This is a genomic window from Staphylococcus lutrae (genome assembly GCF_002101335.1).
GTDB lineage: Bacteria > Bacillota > Bacilli > Staphylococcales > Staphylococcaceae > Staphylococcus > Staphylococcus lutrae.
The window spans coordinates 484,045-500,755 of record NZ_CP020773.1; the positions used below are offsets into that span (position 1 = coordinate 484,045).

Genomic DNA, 16,711 nt, shown 5'->3' on the forward strand with positions numbered 1-16,711 from the left:
AATTCATCCCTTTAAAATTATTTTTTCACTGTAACTGAGCGCGTATTAATATAACCCATCCATTTATCCTTATTGTCGTATAATGAATAATATTTTTGACCATTTGGGTGATAATACTCGTACTTTGCAGTGTATTCCTTACCAACCTTAATGTTTTTCATATCTGCTTTTTTACTAAAGTCTAAATTTTTCCAAACAACAATTTTACCTTTATTAATGACGATATTCTTATTGTATTTGTGTGCATTTGGAACTTTAAGAAAAGTTACAGATCTGCTGTTAATGTATCCAATCCATTTATTTTCAGAATTGTATAATGAGTAATATTTTTGACCATTTGGATGATTATATACATACTTTGCTTGATATGCATCACCTATTTTAATTCTTTTAGTATCTTTACTCATTGAAAATTCTAAATTAGACCAAAGCTTAATATCTTTTTTATCTATTTGTACAAATTTTCCAAAATGATGTGCAATAGGCGTTCCCATCCAATGTTTAATGTAATCTATTTTTAAAGCATTAAGTCTCACTCCGCCGTTATAATCCGAAGCACCAAATGAATGAACGGCAATGATCTTGTTTTGTTTATTTCGCACACTACTACCACTTTGTCCAAAAAATGTATCTAACTGATAATACAAAATATTATCAGTTATTTTTTTAAGATTCCCGATGGATTTGTACTGAACCTCCCCTGATTTATCTCCAGGAAAGCCAGATGTTTCAATTTCCTCATTTTTACTTACTTTTGATGTTAGGCCCAATGTTCCAGTTTTCTTTCCTAATTTTGAATCTAATTTAATAATTGCTAAATCATAATCTTGATCAGATGTATCCTTCCATTTTTTAAAGGTTAACATTTTCTTTGATTTAGCTTTACCAATTGTATACTTTGGTCCCTTTTTACCTGCATAAACAGTAACCTCAGTAGCCCATCCTAATTTAGAAGAGTAAACATTATGTGCTGCAGTAAGTACAGTATCTTCACCAATCATCGTTCCAGAACCACTATAAATCTTACCATCAGAATATGTCATATTTAAGAATACAACTTGTTTATATGGTGAAGATAAATAATTATCTAATAATTATCTACTACTTTTCTTTGATCTTTCCCAAAAATTCTTTCATTGATATTACCATACAAATATTCAATAGGTATAACTTTGCTTTGATCTATTTCTATATCACCTGAAATAGGTTCTTCTGTCGATTCAATTGGTAATATTTCTGAGTTTATTGATGATATTTCAGGATATTCTTGATTTTCAACTATTTCATCACTAGCAATATAAGCTTCTTCGGCCAAAGCGACAGATTTATAGTTAATCAATGAAAACAATATTAAAACAGAGCTTAATAATACTAAACTAAATTTGAATTTCAATTTTTATCCCTCACTTAATCTTAATCTGAACTACAATTTTTACTCCTTTCTTTATAGTAGTCACAGTGGCCTAAGCATTTCCAAAACACGATTTAGCTATCTTATTCAAGTATACATAATAAAACCAATTATGTTCAACAATGCTTTGTGTATTTTACAATTTATTTTTATTACATTTAAATATTATATATTATTTAGTTTTTAGCATTAATATAATTCGTTTTTACCATCGCAAAAATAATAATCATATATTTTATAATTATATTTAAATATAATCATAAATAATTAATAATTTTTATATATTACTAATTAAGTCTTTAAAAACCAATAGGGATAGATATACATAATCTTCATTATTATGTAGCCTTCGTAAGTAATTCTATCCTATTAAAAACTAATCAATATTTCTTAAAATTAATTATTATTGTCACCCGGTATTTCTCTTTAGATAAAACTGATAGAACAGGTCATCAAATACGAATCACATATAAATTTATATAATAGGCAATTTTGATGTTGATATTACCACATCTACCTTGTTATTTTCACCACTGTGTACACTTCGATTTTGTGATCGGGTTCTCTCTTAAACATATGTTGATTTTGGATTGCGGAACTGGCCGAGACTCCTGAGGGATTAGACGCAGCCGAAAATCCAATTCGGCCTCCATCCAATGCTCACTCCAATCAAGCCGAATTTAGTTAAGGCAAGTCCCCTAGGAAAGCAAGGCCAAAGAGGAGCAATCAACAAAATCAATGATATTTCTATAACTTCCCCGATTACAAAATCGAAGATACTCAACGAAGTGTTTAACAACCGAAAAAAGCACCTAGATGTGACATCAGTCAACATCTAAGTGCTTCTCAAACATACTTAATAAGGTTTGAGTTTCTCAGTTGCAGGGTTAGGTTTCGGTAATGATCGCATGATATCTATTCGGGGCTTCGTTTTTTTTACTTTGACACCGAGTGAAGATAACATTTGGACCACATTTTGAAGCTTATCATTCTTTTTCGCCATTTAATCACCCCGTATCTGCTATCTACTACACTTATCATACCCTAAAGTTCAGTGCTTTACTATATCAAAATGACATTTCATAAAAATTATTTCTTCACATTTTTTAATCGTAATGCATTTAATACAACTGAAACTGAACTAAATGCCATTGCTGCACCGGCAACCCATGGCGCTAAAAGACCTGCTGCTGCAATAGGGATTCCAATCAAATTATAACAAAATGCAAAAAATAAATTTTGTTTTATATTTTTTATTGTTAAACGACTTAGCTTTAATGCCTCTACAACTCCTGTCAAATGACCATTGACTAACGCAATATCAGCAGAATCTAATGCAATATCAGATCCTGAACCCATCGCCACACCCATATCACTTTTCATCAATGCTGGTGCATCATTCACACCATCACCCACCATCATGACACGGTGACCCTGTTGCTGTAATTCACTAATGACGTCAGATTTTTCATCCGGTTTGACTTCTGATATCACTGTTGTAAATCCAAGTGCTTGTCCAATCGCTTGTGCTGTACGTTCACTGTCACCACTTAACATGACTAGGCGATAGTCTTTTTTTAATTGCTGTAATACCACTTTGGCATCAACTTTTGGTTCGTCACGCAAAGCGATTACTGCTACAAAACAGTCGTCAATGGCCACTCCAATGACCGTAGCCCCCTGTTGTTCAAGGTCATGAATTTTGTGTTGTTGTGTAGATGATAGCGCATCTGTTCCGGTGATGAATCGAACCGAGCCTATACGAACAACCTGGTCATTAATTCGTCCTGAAATACCGTGACCGATATGTGTCTCATACTGTTCTACTGGTAGAGTCTCTTCTTGTGCATATGCATCTAATAACGCTTTAGACAAAGGATGTTCAGAGTGAAGTTCTAGACTCTTAATATAAGCACCAATCGGCCAGTTTTCATTATAATAAATTTTATCGACTACGATCGGCTTGCCATTTGTAATCGTCCCTGTCTTATCAAAGACAATGGTATCGACATTTTGTGCTTGTTCGAGTGATTCTGCTGTTTTAAACAAAACCCCTGCTTCTGCTGCACGTCCTGAACCGACCATGATAGACGTTGGCGTTGCTAAACCTAAAGCACATGGACATGCAATCACGATGACTGAGATAAAAATTTCAAAGCTCTCTGTAAATCGAAATGGACTGATGATAAAATACCATACCGCAAAGGCAATTAGAGCCAAAGCCACAACAGTGGGTACAAAAATATTTGAAATTTTATCAGCAAGTCTTTGTATTTGTGGTTTATCATTTTGTGCCGCTTCAACGACTTTAATGATTTGATTTAATACTAAGTCTTCACCAACCTGAGTCACTTTAACTTTAATAAAATTCGTTTCATTCAATGTACTACCAATAACAGTGTCACCTATTTTCTTTTCAACAGGCATACTTTCTCCAGTTAACATGGCTTCATTGATTGTCGTAGCACCATCCACAATTTCACCATCTAAAGGGATTTGTTGACCACTTCTCACCCACAGAACATCTCCCACCCGTACATCATCAATTGATACCCGCTCTGTCTCTCCATTGCGTTCAACTTCAGCATCTTTAACTTGTAGTGCTGCTAATTTACTAATTGCATCACTGGCATGTCCTTTCGCCCGCATCTCAAAATATTTACCTAACAAAATTAAAGTAATTAATACGGCACTTGTCTCAAAATAAAGTGCAACATGATGCGTTGAATTAATGTGTGTTAACATTAAATAAATACTGTAAAAATAGGCAGCTGATGTCCCCATCGCGACAAGTACATCCATATTGGCGCTTTTGTTGGAGAGCGACTTATACGCACCGACATAGAATTGCCCTCCTAATACAAATTGAATAGGTGTAGCTAAAATAAATTGAAACCAACCATTCATGAAGAGATTAGGCACCGGGATAAAACTGAGAAATGCAAAATGACCAAACATCGTATACAACAATGGTAATGAAAGTATCAGCGAAATAATAAACTTATACTTTTGCCGCTTTAATTCACTACTTTTACGTTTTTCAGTTTCAGCTTGTGTCTCCATTGGAAAGGCTTCGTATCCAATCTTTGCCACACGTTCATATATTTCATCAATAGTAATTTTCGACGGGTCGTACTTCACCGTGCCATTTTCCATGACTAAGTTCACACTGATATTATCAATACCTTCTTGACGATTAAGTACTTTTTCAATACGTGCAGAACAAGCTGCACATGTCATACCTGAAATTTTAAAAGTTTCTTCTCGTGTCATCTTTTCATCTCCTATACCTATAGAGGGTATATTCTTTTTATAAAATGAGGGCTCAATCTCACACTTTCATGAAATTTAAGCCCACTCGCTATCTTATGACACCACATCGTACCCTTGCTCATAAATACGTTGTTTAATATCATCTAACGCTGTATCTTCATTCACTTCAACTTCCACTATATCTTTTGCAGGGAAAGCTTCTACATGTGTCACATGCGCATTTTCTTTGACTGCATCTTCAACTGCCGCTTTACAATGATCACAAGTCATTCCTTCTACTTTAATTGTGTGTTTTACCATCGTTTGACACTCCTTTGTATGATTCGATTACAGGAAATCCTGCATCATAAATTTCTTTTTCTATTGTGTTGAGATTCGCTGGTGTTTGAAAAGTGAGTTTCACTAGATGTGCTGCAATATCAACTACTACTGATTCAACACCAATCAACGTCAACAAGCGTGTTTCCAATTCATTTTGTTGGTGCTCTGTTGTCAGTTGATCAATTTTAACGTAACCGATTTCCATCACTTTACCTCTTCAATCTTTCATCAGTTTTTGAAATGTCACGAGTAATTCTTCCATTGCCTCAGTTTGATGTCCTGCTTCAATTTTATGCATGATACATCCTTTCATATGGTGATCAAGTAATCGTGATGCAACACTATTTAATGCCGAACGTGTAGCTCTAATTTGTGTTAAGATGTCATCACAATAGACATCCTCATCAATCATACGATTAATCGCTTTAACTTGACCTTCAATGCGATTTAAACGTGATTTCAAATTTCTCTTAATCTCTTCAGAATGATGTGCATGTTCTGTCATTTCACATCCCCCTCATATTCTATACTTCCATATTATACCCTATACAGGTATATGTCAATGTCTAAAAATCACTTAAAAGTCTTAATCATGATACAATAAAAACACTTTACAAGAAGGAGTTATATCATATGCCCGAGTTCTTATATTCCATTCTTTATAATCAAAATGTATTACTCAATTACATATTTATAGGTGCATTTTTATTAAACCTAATTTTTATCTTTACTATTATCTTTATGGAAAGACGCAGTGCCAGTTCAATATGGGCGTGGATATTTGTACTCGGTCTCTTTCCACTCCTTGGATTTATTTTGTATTTATTATTCGGTCGACAAATCCAACGAAAATCCATCTTTAAGTTAAATCAACGTGATCAGATGGGCTTAGAAGCCATTGTCAATGAACAACTACATGCACTTAAAAACAATCAATTTGAAGCTGACAATCCGCATATTCAAAATTACAGCCGTATGATTCAAATGCTACTGTATAACAACGCTGCTTTTTACACGAATAACAATGAAATCACGCTTTTTACAGATGGACACCAAAAATTTAACAGCCTCAAAGAAGATATTCGAAATGCAAAATCTTATATCCACATCCAATATTATATTTTTAAACATGATACATTAGGAAAAAGTATATTAGCATTATTAGAAGAGAAACTCGAACAAGGTGTAGAAGTTAAAATGCTGTATGACGATATGGGCTCTCGAAGTTTAACATTACGTGATTTCAAACGATTTAAACAAAAAGGGGGACATGTCGAATCCTTTTTCCCTTCCAAGTTGCCGCTCATTAATTTGCGGATGAACAACCGAAATCACCGAAAAATTGTTGTCATCGATGGTTATATCGGTTATGTAGGAGGCTTTAATGTCGGAAATGAATATCTCGGTTTATCTAAAAAGTTCGGTTATTGGCGAGATACGCATTTACGTATTCAAGGTCAGGCTGTCAGTGCGCTTCAACTCCGCTTTATTTTAGATTGGAATTCACAGGCACATCGCGACAATATCACTTACAGTAGTCAGTATTTTCCACGTCATCAAGAAAATAAAGCTGGCAATATCGGGATTCAAATCGCTTCGAGTGGACCAGACGAGTTTTGGGAACAAGTGAAATATGGATATTTAAAAATGATTTCGATGGCCAAAAAAGAAATTTATATTCAAACGCCTTATTTTGTTCCTGATGATGCCTTTATGGATGCATTAAAAATTGCAGCATTAGGCGGTGTCCATGTGAATATCATGATTCCATCAAAGCCAGATCACCCATTTGTGTACTGGGCCACTTTTAAAAACGTTGCAAGCCTTCTTGAAGCAGGCGCACATGTCTACTTATACGATAACGGCTTTTTACATGCCAAAACCTTAACAATAGATGATGAAATTACAAGCATAGGGACAACGAATATGGATCATCGCAGCTTTACTTTAAATTTTGAAGTCAATGCATTCGTTTATAATGAAAAATTAGCTCAAGAAGTACGTGAAAGCTTTGAAGAGGATTTAAAAGCATGTTCGGAGTTAACAAAAGACCGTTATGCACAAAGAGGGGTATGGATTAAATTTAAAGAAGCAGTCAGCCAATTGCTCGCACCTATTTTATAATAGAAAAGAGGGAAACTAAATGAAGCAACACATTAAGGCCGCTGAACAATATATGCGACATTGCCATGCACAAGACCAAAGTGGACACGATATTGCACACGTATTGCGTGTAAGAAAACAGGCACTAGTCATCGCACAACACTATCCCGATGCGAACTTATTTCACATTGAAATGTCAGCCCTGTTACATGACACAATTGATGATAAATTAGTAGAAATGACCACTGCACGAAATGCATTAATTGCGTTTTTCAAAAAACAGCAAATAACGCCTGATGATCAACAAGCGATTTTATATATCATTGAAAATATCAGTTATCGAAAAACTCAAAACGTCGGAACTTTGCAGACGATTGAAGCGCAAATCGTTCAAGATGCCGATCGTTTAGATGCTTTAGGTGCAATCGGTATCGCAAGAACCTTTCAATTTGCAGGCCATTTTAATGAACCGATGTGGACCGGGACACATACACTTCATGACATGCAACAACTTGTGGATATGCATGCACTTCCTCCTTCAGCAATCAAACACTTTTTTGAAAAGCTATTGCACTTAAAGGCGCATATCAATACACCAGAAGCCCGACAAGTTGCTGAACAGCGTCATACTTTTTTAGAACATTTTTTACTTCAATTTTTTGACGAATGGGACACCTCATCCCCTTCTTCCTAAATCAAGCTAGTATCCAAATTAAAAAACGGGAGGTCTACCACTTTTGTAGTGGCACACCTCTCGTTTTAAGTCAATTTAACATCATTGAATTATTTCTTTTTATTCTTTTTACTGACAACTTGTGTGTTTTTGCCTGTATTTTTGCCGTTTTTTTCTGCTTCAAACTTTTTGATTAATGGTGCAACTTCTTCTTTTGCTTTTTTACCATACACCACATTCGCTAAATACGTTTGAACCACAAGGAATGCCGCTGAAACAGACCAGTATAAACCTAGTGCCGCCGCTGAACTAAATGAAATCCAGACAATCATGATTGGCGATACAATCATCATCATGTAACCCATTTGACGTTGTTCTTCAGGCATATTTGCACTTGATACATAAGCCTGGATAAAGTAAAGTACACCGGCAATGATTGTGATCCAAATATCTGGTTTATCAAGTTGGAACCACATGAAATCCGAATATTTCGTAATTCCTCCGTCTGAAGGATATTTCAAGACAAAGAATAGACCCATAACAATTGGCATTTGCAGGATAAGTGGCAAACAACCTAACATACTTGCCATTGGATTCATATCATATTTTTTATAAACTTGCATCATTTCTTGATTTGCTGCCATCTTATCTTCTTGCGTACGTGCACGTTTCACTTTTTCTTGTGCTTCTGATATTTCAGGCTTTGCAATTTTCATTTTTTCACGCATCATGTGCATGTTTTTATAGTTTGATAACATAAATGGTAATAACACGATACGTACAACCAATACGATGATGATAATCGCTAAACCATAATTGTTATTCAGATGATCCCCTAACCAGTGTATTAATCTGTCCATCGGTTGAACGAATGTATTAAAAAAGAATCCATCCCGATTTTCCGGTTTACTATAATCACAACCAGCTAGAAGAAAGACGACACCTACAAGCATTGTCAATAACGCTTTGTTCTTCATTTTTCCACCTCTAATGTCATATTCACATAAATGATATTTTAACATACAAATCCTTTTGGTGGAAATATATTCCAACATAAAAATGACATTATTTGAAATACTGCAAATAACGCTTCACAGAGTTTTCAATATTCGCACTGTGTGTAATGGAGGAAATCGTTGCGATACCATCCGCTCCATTTTTAATTAGGGACGCAACATTTTCTTCTGTGATTCCTCCAATAGCAACCATTGGAATATGCGCATCATACTCACGCATACGTCGAATTAATTGAATACCACCAGGTCTTTTCGCATCACTTTTAGACCGCGTTTCATATACCGGGCCTACGCCGATGTAGTCCACATCAGTTAAATCAGATTGATCATATTCTTCAAAACTACCAACACTAAGCCCTATCGTTTTACCTTTTAATAAATGCTTAAAACTTGAAATCTTTGCATCATCTTGACCCACATGAACCCCGTCAGCATCAATTTCAATCGCTAAATCAATATCGTCATTGACTATAAAAGGCACGTGATACGCACGACAAATATCTCTGAGACGTATCGCCATCGCTTTTTTATCTTCTCCCTTTAATGATGAAGGGCCCTTTTCACGAAATTGATACATTGTAATACCGGCCTCTAAAGCCGCTGTTAAAATGGATTCTAAATCCCCTTTTTTGATATCTTGTGTACCCGCAATAAAATACACACGTAACTGTTTTCTATCAAAACCCATCTCGACTCACTTCTCTCTTTTTAATCTCTAATAAATAAGATTCCGTTGATGTTTGATTTAATGCATCGATAAATGCCATTAAAAATGTTCCTGGTAAATCAGCACCCTCCCGCATTTCTGCTTGTTCAGCAGCAATATTATAAAACGATACCGCCTCCACAAGCTGCTCAAGCGTTGGTCGTTGTGCACCTAACAGAAAACTTGCAATGACAGCGCCAAGCAAACAACCTGCACCTGTAATTCGTGTTAATAAAGGCGTTCCATTAGATAAGACGGTAATTTGATTGTTTTGTATCACCACATCTTCTTTGCCAGATATGACAATTGCGGTTTGATACTTTTGATACGCTTGTTGCGCAATGGACACAGCATCCATATCCGTCGCACTATCCGTTCCCTTCATAGTTGTTGTTGCATCCACCAACGTCATGATTTCTGAAGCATTACCTTTAATGACTGCCACATCAACTTCATCTAAAAATTGCTTACAGAAATCTTTACGGAATTGTGAAGCCCCCACTGCGACAGGATCAAACACGATAGGAACATTCATACGATTGGCCGTTTTTGCAATCGCAAGCATATCCCGACTATTTTGTACTGTCAACGTTCCAATATTGATTAACAACGCTTGTGTCATCTTAAAAAAATCTTCTGCTTCTTCAGGTGCCTCACTCATAGCTGGACTTGCACCTAAACTGAGTAAACCATTTGCTGTGAAATTTTTCACAACATCATTGGTATAACATACAACAAGCGGGTGTTGTTTTCTTACTTCAGTCAAATAACTCATCTTAATCCCATCCTTTTAATTTTTCATATGCAAAATGATTGACCGGACCGCGCCCTTTTCCAATTTCTGGTGTTTCTTTTATTGCTAATGAAATATAGTGCTTCGCTTTCGCAACAGCATCATACACTGTTTTACCTTTCGCCAATTCTGCAGTAATAACAGCTGAAAATGTACATCCTGTCCCATGCGTATGTTTTGTAGGGTAGCGGTCACTTTTAAATTCATAATGTGCTTCCCTCGTAAATAAGTGATCGACTGCATCCCCTTCAAGGTGGCCCCCTTTAATGACAACGCCCTTAGAACCAATCTCTTTAATAAAAAACTGACCCGCTTGATGAATTTTTTCGTTAGAATCGATGACGAGACCTGTAATTTCTTCAGCTTCAGGTATATTAGGTGTTGCAACATCAGCAAATGGTAAGAGTGTTTCTTTTAACTGTTTCCGCACTTGTTGATCCATTAAAGAATCACCACTTTTTGCAACCATCACCGGATCAATCACATAAGGTATGTTGATTTTTTCTAAAAAACGACGAATGACAGCCATCATTTCAGGTGTAGGTATCATCCCCGTTTTCATCGCATGTGGCATCTCATCACTAAAAACACTTTCTAACTGTTCCTCTAACCAGCTTGCTTCTAAATTATGGATATGTTGAACACCCATTGAATTTTGTGCAACAATGCTCGTCACTGCTGCCATCCCGTAAACCCCACAAGAATGAAATGATTTTAAATCGGCCATGGCACCTGCACCACCACTCGGATCTGTACCAGCGATTGTTAAAGCGATTTTTGGCTTCTTCATTTGTTTTCTCCCCCAAATTCCCATTGTTCTAATTGATAAGACATATTAAAAAAGCGTCTCTCATGAATTGTACTTTGTAAAAAATTATTTTTAAGTATTTCTCGAACTTCTGGTGTGCTATTATTTGCATACGTATCGAGCCAACGTGCAATATAAGACATGAGCGTATCCATTTCTTTCGCATAAAAAGCAAACCAATCTTTTAATGGATGCTGCGCTGGAAAGTCATGATTTTCAATCGCCATTTTACCAATTTGCTGATACACGTATGGACACGGTGCCATCGCCGCAATCGTGTATGCAACGTTATCATAAGCATAGGCATTATAATACATATGTTTAATGTAATGGTCTGCTGAAGGATACCAATCTCCATCTTTAATAATCTCTTGGTAATCACTTCCTACATATTGCGCCAAAATATGATGAGCTTCAACCTCACCCGAACTGGCAAATTGAATTTGTTCAGTTAAAAATTGAATTTCTTCTTTTGTGTTCACTTTTGGAATTAATAAAGCATAAATTTTAGCGAATTCATTTAAATAACGTGAATCTGCACGTAAATAATGGCAAATCGCCGTTTTCGATATTTCCCCACTCAACATGCCTTGGATAAATTTATCTTGATAGATTTGATTAATTAATGGTTTCGCTTCTTGTTTTAATTGTTCTGTAAACTGCATCATCATTCTCCTTTGATATGAAAAAAGACTACTCCCAAAAGCAGCCTAGTCAACACATCAAAAGCCTCACGTGTTACACGCTACTTCCCTACGTTGGTTTCACCCAAATCAGGTTCTGAGGGTCTGAATTCACATTCATCTCAGCCAATATTGGCACCCCTAGTAGTCCTTCATTAATATTTACTTTTAATGTATCAAAAACCAGTCATAAGTTCAATTAACTGAACGTCTGTTAGCAAGCGAATCGGTAACTCTATTATCTGTTTATGGCATCTCACCTGTATGAACAGGAGGCCTTTGTTATCGTAATCATGCGTCGACGGGTTTTATAAATAGATGCATTCTTATTCAAATGAATCAAAAATTATGTATCGTAGTTCTCAATATCAATGGTGAATAAAAGTCATCATTATGATGGAAACATTAACGATCAAAAGCGGCAGTTGCCCTTAAATATTTTTCAATATTTAAGAACAACTTGCGCCAACATTTTAACATGCCGCATCATTTAAATTTTTCATTTGGCTATTGCCGCTTTTAAAAATGTGATGATTGATAAAAATTTTGAAGAATAAAAGGATAATGTGAGATAAATCAAATTATTTTATTTGGAGAATATACTTAGAGAAGGTGGTTTGCATTATTGGTGGGATATCCAATAATAAATTATTCGACACACGTTTACTCTTGAGTTGGATGTGTGTCAATCCTTATTGTGGGTGATGATGCCAAAATAGGAGAAATTTCTGAAACGAGCAATTCTGTAGCATAGCGTTTTTCGTCATTTTGATAAAAACGCCTTGATTGTATTTGCCCGCTCATTGCTACAGTCATTCCTTCAGTTATCGTTTCGTTAATTTGAAGCGCAATATTACCGAACGCTTTACAATTTAAGTAATCCGTGATGGGTTTTGGACTTTTACTTAAATCATTTCTAGTGACTGCGACAGTAAAAATAATAAAGTAACGCGCTTCATTTTCATAGAACTTCGGCGGGCGCTGAATATGACCGACAATCTGAAAATGATTCATGTGGTTCACCTCCTGTACGCATACTATATCGCTTTCAAGAAAGAATAACAAACTACCAATCATGAAAAAATCGTCATTAGACACGCACAGGAAATCATGCAATCCGAGAATTATTTTAAAAATTGCGCTATAATAAGGGATATCATAAAATGATTCGTAAAGTTTTTAATGTGAAGGAGGCGACGCTGATGAAAACTTTTAAAGCAGTGCGTTTTCAAATTGTATCAGACCATAGTAGCGTTACTGAATATGAACTTTTAGATGGTGTGATTATCAATAAAGAAAATAGCGGTACGGGTTGGTTGTTGGAAATTGTGATTTCAGATATACATCAGGAACAAATGGAAACTTACATGGAAGCGGAGGCGTTACTGGATATTCGTGTCGTTATCACTCGTCCTTCAAATGATCCTGCACTTTTTGATGCAACGATCAAACATATTACTCCTTTAACTGACGCCATTTCAGTTGTTTTTGAATGTCATATATACACATTGCGACAAGTCTATGCAGAAAATTTACTAGAACAACTTGTTAACGAAGGATTGCAAGGTCAACAACTCATTACGACGTTTAATCGTATGATGAAATCTAAACCACGTTTAAAAGACGAACGACAATAAACAATAGGCTGTGTTGAATGATTATCACGCGTTGTCATACATCACGTCGAATCAACAGTATCTTTTCTTCCTTCTCATCACCTTGAAAAGTCAATTGAGGACTACATTGAATGTTGTGCGCATAAAGCTAAGCTGGCCATCAAGTACTGAATCCTGTCACGTCTAACCCGATTCAATACAAAATGCCCCTAAAAAACTTCTGTTTTTAGGGGCATTTAAGCCATTTCATCTCTATGAAACAACACTTGACTTCCTTATTCTCAGTACCTATGCATTGGGGTCTTGGAGTGCAAATGTCAACTCACAACTACATGCGATTTGACCATCTACAGTAGCCACTGCCGTTCCTTTACCAATAGGCCCTTTAATTTTTGTAATTTCTACTTCTAACTTTAATGTATCACCCGGTACGACTTGCTTTTTAAAACGACATTTATCAATCCCTGCAAACAAAGCTAACTTTCCTTTGTGTGCTTCGCTGTTCAACATCGCTACTGCACCTGTTTGTGCTAAAGCTTCTGTAATAAGTACCCCAGGCATAACTGCATAATTTGGAAAATGACCTTGGAAAAACGGTTCATTTCCAGATACTTGTTTAATCCCTACACAACGTTTGCCAGGTTCATATTCAACCACTTTGTCAATTAACAAAAAAGGTTGTCGGTGCGGGATAATATTTTTGATTTCATTGTAATTAAAAATCGTTTCCATTAATTATTGCCTCCAATTGTTTCAATGATACGATGCCAAAACTTAAAACTAAACGCGTTAAGCACGTTATCATGATTAATAATAAAACCTACCATGACGCCTATGATAAACATCATTATCGTTACCAGTACAAAAAGCGTTAATTTAAAGCTCACTGAAACGATCATTGTTTGTACAAGTTGTTTCCATTTAGTCATTAATTCTTTCAATAGCCGCTCCCAAAGACTTCAGCTTTCCATGAAAATTTACATAACCACGGTCAAGATGCTTTAATTCTGTGACAATTGTTTCACCGTCCGCAACAAGTCCCGCCAATATTAATGCAGCGGCGGCACGTAAGTCGGTCGCTTTCACTTGTGCACCTTGCAAAGCACTTTTGCCTTCAATTTTTGCGCTACGCCCTTCAACAGATATTTTCGCATTCATACGTCTAAATTCTGCAACATGCATAAAGCGATTTTCAAAAACGGTCTCTGTTATCACTTTATGCCCTTCTGCCGTTAAAAGTAAAGCCATCATTTGAGATTGCATGTCAGTTGGAAAACCTGGGTGCGGTAATGTTTTGATATCGACGGGCTGAAGCTGCTCTGGCGCCGTAACACGTATACCTTCTTCAGTATATTCCAAATTCACACCCATTTCTTCTAATTTATATACTAAGCTTGTCATGTGCTCTTTGATTGCACCTTTGACCAACACATCTCCACGTGTAATCGCTGCGGCAATCATCAGCGTCCCCGCTTCTATTCGATCAGGGATAATGGCATGTTTAACGCCTTTTAAATTGTCCACACCATGAATAATAATCGTGTCTGTCCCTGCACCTTTGATATCGCCACCCATTTCATTGATGTAGTTTGCTAAATCAACAATTTCGGGTTCTCTTGCCACGTTTTCAATAACCGTACGTCCTTTCGCTAATGATGCTGCCATCATGACGTTTTGCGTTGCACCGACACTCGGAAAATCAAAATGGATATCGTTACCAACCAAGCCTTGTGGGGCTTCCGCAAATATAAAACCAGCTTCTTGATGAATGTGCGCACCGAGTGCCTCTAATCCCTTTAAATGCTGTTCAATTGGACGAGACCCAATTGCACATCCTCCAGGTAATGCCACTTTTGCACGGCCTAAACGTGCTAGCAATGGGCCCATGACCAATATACTCGCTCTCATTTTACTCACATATTCATAGGGCGCTTCTTCTTTTAAATTTTTTGATGCATCTACTGTCACAGATTGACGCTTTTCACTATATTTAATTTTTGCATTTAATACACTTAACACATTATTAATTGTTTCAACATCACTTAAAGCTGGCACATTCACTAATTCGCTTTTCCCATGACTTGCTAACAAAGAAGCTGTTAATATGGGTAAAACTGCATTTTTTGCTCCTTCTACGCCGACTTCACCTTTAAGTGTATTTCCACCTTTAACAATAATTCTATCCATCTCATTAATCCTCCACTATGTTTACAGCTCTATTCTTTTTATCTCTTCAAAAACTTAATCAGTCTACCCATGACTATTAACTTATTTTATGATAACTAAACATTTTTTGTATTAAAATAAGTATTTTATTTGTGTGGAAAATCGTAATAAATCAATAATAAAACGACTCACACTTGTACCGATGAGTATTGCCAAAAATATCATGATGACTTGTACTTGTAATGGAAAACCTTTTTTAAAAAATTGGTCCAACCGGATTGCATTAAGTCCCCAGTATGCGGTACAAATACATATTACATGCATCACAATATTTGCAATCGCAAATTGTCCGATGTAATCCATTTTATTGCTCCTTCACTTATCATCTCTCTATTAATTTTACATGATTTATAAGTTAAATCATACTATAAGTGACTTAAAATAATACAATTTTTGATTATATGTTTTTTCTAGGCCTATACCTTTAACAGTCATCCACATGTATCCCATTATTATGATCATCAAACATGAACATATTGAAGAAAAGCCCGTTACGTTTAATCCCTTTCAGTCATTTTATAAGCTCATAACAGTCCTTAAGAAAAACATGGGAAGAATGTGACGTATCTCGTACAAGTTATCGTTTAATGAGAAAATGCAAAATTCAATTCGAAGTTGTCATAATAAAAGCTCGGTCTGTCGTGTCGACAAACCGAGCTTTTAACTCACATATATTATTTAAATTTAGCAACTTCGATACGATTTTCTGCGCGCTTTAATGCACGTTCCGCACGTTTTAAATCCGTATCTGCTTTGTCACCTTCAAGATAAAATGTTGCACGTTGTTTTGCTGATTTAGCACGTTCCAAATCAATATCATCCGCTGATTCAGCAGCTTGTGCAAGAATATTGACTTTTTCATGGCGAATCTCAGCAAACCCTTCTGTTACAGCTATATAATCCGATTTTCCATTTTTAGTCACTTTTATATGACCAATTCTTAATGGTGTAACCGTCGGAATGTGACCGTACATCACACCCATCTCGCCTGCTGTCGTTTGTAAGACAACAATTTCAACATTGTCTTCTTTGTAAACAGAACCATTAGGAGTGACGATATCTAAGGTTAATGTGTTCATTAT

At 36.0% G+C, this 16,711-nt stretch carries 21 protein-coding genes and 1 riboswitch; of the genes, 3 read left to right on the forward strand and 18 right to left on the reverse strand.

The genetic code is table 11. The features are described from left to right. Window positions 1–17: 17 nt before the first annotated feature. The 7 genes from B5P37_RS02425 to csoR all read right to left on the reverse strand — a co-directional run bounded on the left by B5P37_RS02425 (window position 18) and on the right by csoR (window position 5,510). Window positions 18–1,043 carry a trypsin-like serine peptidase gene (locus tag B5P37_RS02425; RefSeq protein ID WP_085236739.1) on the reverse strand — a complete coding sequence of 342 codons (1,026 nt, stop codon included), beginning with the start codon at window positions 1,041–1,043 and terminating at the stop codon, window positions 18–20. A 44-nt stretch (window positions 1,044–1,087) separates the two neighbouring features. Then, window positions 1,088–1,393 carry a hypothetical protein gene (locus B5P37_RS02430; RefSeq protein ID WP_085236741.1) on the reverse strand — a complete coding sequence of 102 codons (306 nt, stop codon included), beginning with the start codon at window positions 1,391–1,393 and terminating at the stop codon, window positions 1,088–1,090. A gap of 874 nt (window positions 1,394–2,267) precedes the next feature. Then, the gene (locus tag B5P37_RS11895; RefSeq protein WP_169710763.1) at window positions 2,268–2,414 is read right to left on the reverse strand and encodes an Lmo0850 family protein; all 147 of its coding nucleotides are present in this window, start codon (window positions 2,412–2,414) and stop codon (window positions 2,268–2,270) included. An 86-nt stretch (window positions 2,415–2,500) separates the two neighbouring features. Beyond that, complete coding sequence (locus tag B5P37_RS02435; protein WP_085236743.1) at window positions 2,501–4,684, reverse strand: heavy metal translocating P-type ATPase; 2,184 nt, start codon at window positions 4,682–4,684, stop codon at window positions 2,501–2,503. Window positions 4,685–4,777: 93 nt separating this feature from the next. Continuing rightward, the gene (locus B5P37_RS02440; protein WP_085236744.1) at window positions 4,778–4,984 is read right to left on the reverse strand and encodes a cation transporter; all 207 of its coding nucleotides are present in this window, start codon (window positions 4,982–4,984) and stop codon (window positions 4,778–4,780) included. Continuing rightward, the gene (gene csoZ / locus B5P37_RS02445) at window positions 4,965–5,210 is read right to left on the reverse strand and encodes a putative copper chaperone CsoZ (protein WP_085236745.1); all 246 of its coding nucleotides are present in this window, start codon (window positions 5,208–5,210) and stop codon (window positions 4,965–4,967) included. Before csoZ ends, B5P37_RS02440 begins: the two co-directional genes overlap by 20 nt. A gap of 12 nt (window positions 5,211–5,222) precedes the next feature. Further along, window positions 5,223–5,510 carry a copper-sensing transcriptional repressor CsoR gene (gene csoR / locus B5P37_RS02450; protein WP_085236746.1) on the reverse strand — a complete coding sequence of 96 codons (288 nt, stop codon included), beginning with the start codon at window positions 5,508–5,510 and terminating at the stop codon, window positions 5,223–5,225. Window positions 5,511–5,638: 128 nt separating this feature from the next. Between csoR and cls the strand changes: the two genes are divergently transcribed. Both cls and B5P37_RS02460 read left to right on the forward strand, forming a co-directional pair. Then, window positions 5,639–7,129 carry a cardiolipin synthase gene (cls, locus tag B5P37_RS02455; RefSeq protein ID WP_085236747.1) on the forward strand — a complete coding sequence of 497 codons (1,491 nt, stop codon included), beginning with the start codon at window positions 5,639–5,641 and terminating at the stop codon, window positions 7,127–7,129. Window positions 7,130–7,148: 19 nt separating this feature from the next. Next, entirely contained in the window at window positions 7,149–7,802 is a 654-nt protein-coding gene (locus B5P37_RS02460; protein ID WP_085236748.1) for an HD domain-containing protein, read from the forward strand. A gap of 89 nt (window positions 7,803–7,891) precedes the next feature. Here B5P37_RS02460 and yidC read toward each other — a convergent pair whose 3' ends face one another. The 6 genes from yidC to B5P37_RS02490 form a co-directional block, all read right to left on the reverse strand. Continuing rightward, the gene (gene yidC, locus B5P37_RS02465) at window positions 7,892–8,758 is read right to left on the reverse strand and encodes a membrane protein insertase YidC (RefSeq protein WP_085236749.1); all 867 of its coding nucleotides are present in this window, start codon (window positions 8,756–8,758) and stop codon (window positions 7,892–7,894) included. Between the two features lie 88 nt (window positions 8,759–8,846). After that, the gene (gene thiE, locus B5P37_RS02470) at window positions 8,847–9,485 is read right to left on the reverse strand and encodes a thiamine phosphate synthase (protein ID WP_085236750.1); all 639 of its coding nucleotides are present in this window, start codon (window positions 9,483–9,485) and stop codon (window positions 8,847–8,849) included. After that, window positions 9,475–10,278, reverse strand: coding sequence for a hydroxyethylthiazole kinase (thiM, locus tag B5P37_RS02475; protein ID WP_085236751.1), 804 nt, complete (start codon window positions 10,276–10,278; stop codon window positions 9,475–9,477). The genes thiE and thiM overlap by 11 nt, the downstream gene beginning before the upstream one ends. 1 nt (window position 10,279) lies before the next feature. Then, window positions 10,280–11,086, reverse strand: a complete 807-nt coding sequence (thiD, locus tag B5P37_RS02480; RefSeq protein ID WP_085236752.1) for a bifunctional hydroxymethylpyrimidine kinase/phosphomethylpyrimidine kinase — start codon at window positions 11,084–11,086, stop codon at window positions 10,280–10,282. After that, on the reverse strand, window positions 11,083–11,769 hold the full coding sequence (tenA, locus tag B5P37_RS02485) for a thiaminase II (RefSeq protein WP_085236753.1): 687 nt from the start codon (window positions 11,767–11,769) through the stop codon (window positions 11,083–11,085). The genes thiD and tenA overlap by 4 nt, the downstream gene beginning before the upstream one ends. Before the next feature lie 68 nt (window positions 11,770–11,837). Beyond that, a riboswitch (TPP riboswitch) is annotated at window positions 11,838–11,940 on the reverse strand. 510 nt (window positions 11,941–12,450) lie between these two features. Then, window positions 12,451–12,801, reverse strand: coding sequence for a single-stranded DNA-binding protein (locus B5P37_RS02490; RefSeq protein ID WP_240622350.1), 351 nt, complete (start codon window positions 12,799–12,801; stop codon window positions 12,451–12,453). A 188-nt stretch (window positions 12,802–12,989) separates the two neighbouring features. Between B5P37_RS02490 and B5P37_RS02495 the strand changes: the two genes are divergently transcribed. Further along, the gene (locus B5P37_RS02495; RefSeq protein ID WP_085236754.1) at window positions 12,990–13,424 is read left to right on the forward strand and encodes a YwpF-like family protein; all 435 of its coding nucleotides are present in this window, start codon (window positions 12,990–12,992) and stop codon (window positions 13,422–13,424) included. Window positions 13,425–13,691: 267 nt separating this feature from the next. On the opposite strand, the gene fabZ is transcribed toward B5P37_RS02495, so the two are convergent. From fabZ to B5P37_RS02520, 5 genes are all read right to left on the reverse strand, one after another. After that, window positions 13,692–14,135, reverse strand: coding sequence for a 3-hydroxyacyl-ACP dehydratase FabZ (gene fabZ, locus B5P37_RS02500; protein WP_085236755.1), 444 nt, complete (start codon window positions 14,133–14,135; stop codon window positions 13,692–13,694). After that, a complete protein-coding gene (locus B5P37_RS02505; RefSeq protein ID WP_240622349.1) occupies window positions 14,135–14,332 on the reverse strand; it encodes a DNA-directed RNA polymerase subunit beta in 198 nt (65 codons plus the stop codon). The genes fabZ and B5P37_RS02505 overlap by 1 nt, the downstream gene beginning before the upstream one ends. Continuing rightward, complete coding sequence (gene murA / locus B5P37_RS02510) at window positions 14,325–15,590, reverse strand: UDP-N-acetylglucosamine 1-carboxyvinyltransferase (protein ID WP_085236757.1); 1,266 nt, start codon at window positions 15,588–15,590, stop codon at window positions 14,325–14,327. The genes B5P37_RS02505 and murA overlap by 8 nt, the downstream gene beginning before the upstream one ends. Window positions 15,591–15,701: 111 nt before the next feature. Beyond that, a complete protein-coding gene (locus tag B5P37_RS02515; protein WP_085236758.1) occupies window positions 15,702–15,932 on the reverse strand; it encodes a DUF1146 family protein in 231 nt (76 codons plus the stop codon). Window positions 15,933–16,303: 371 nt separating this feature from the next. Further along, a complete protein-coding gene (locus B5P37_RS02520; RefSeq protein WP_085236759.1) occupies window positions 16,304–16,708 on the reverse strand; it encodes a F0F1 ATP synthase subunit epsilon in 405 nt (134 codons plus the stop codon). Window positions 16,709–16,711: the final 3 nt, after the last annotated feature.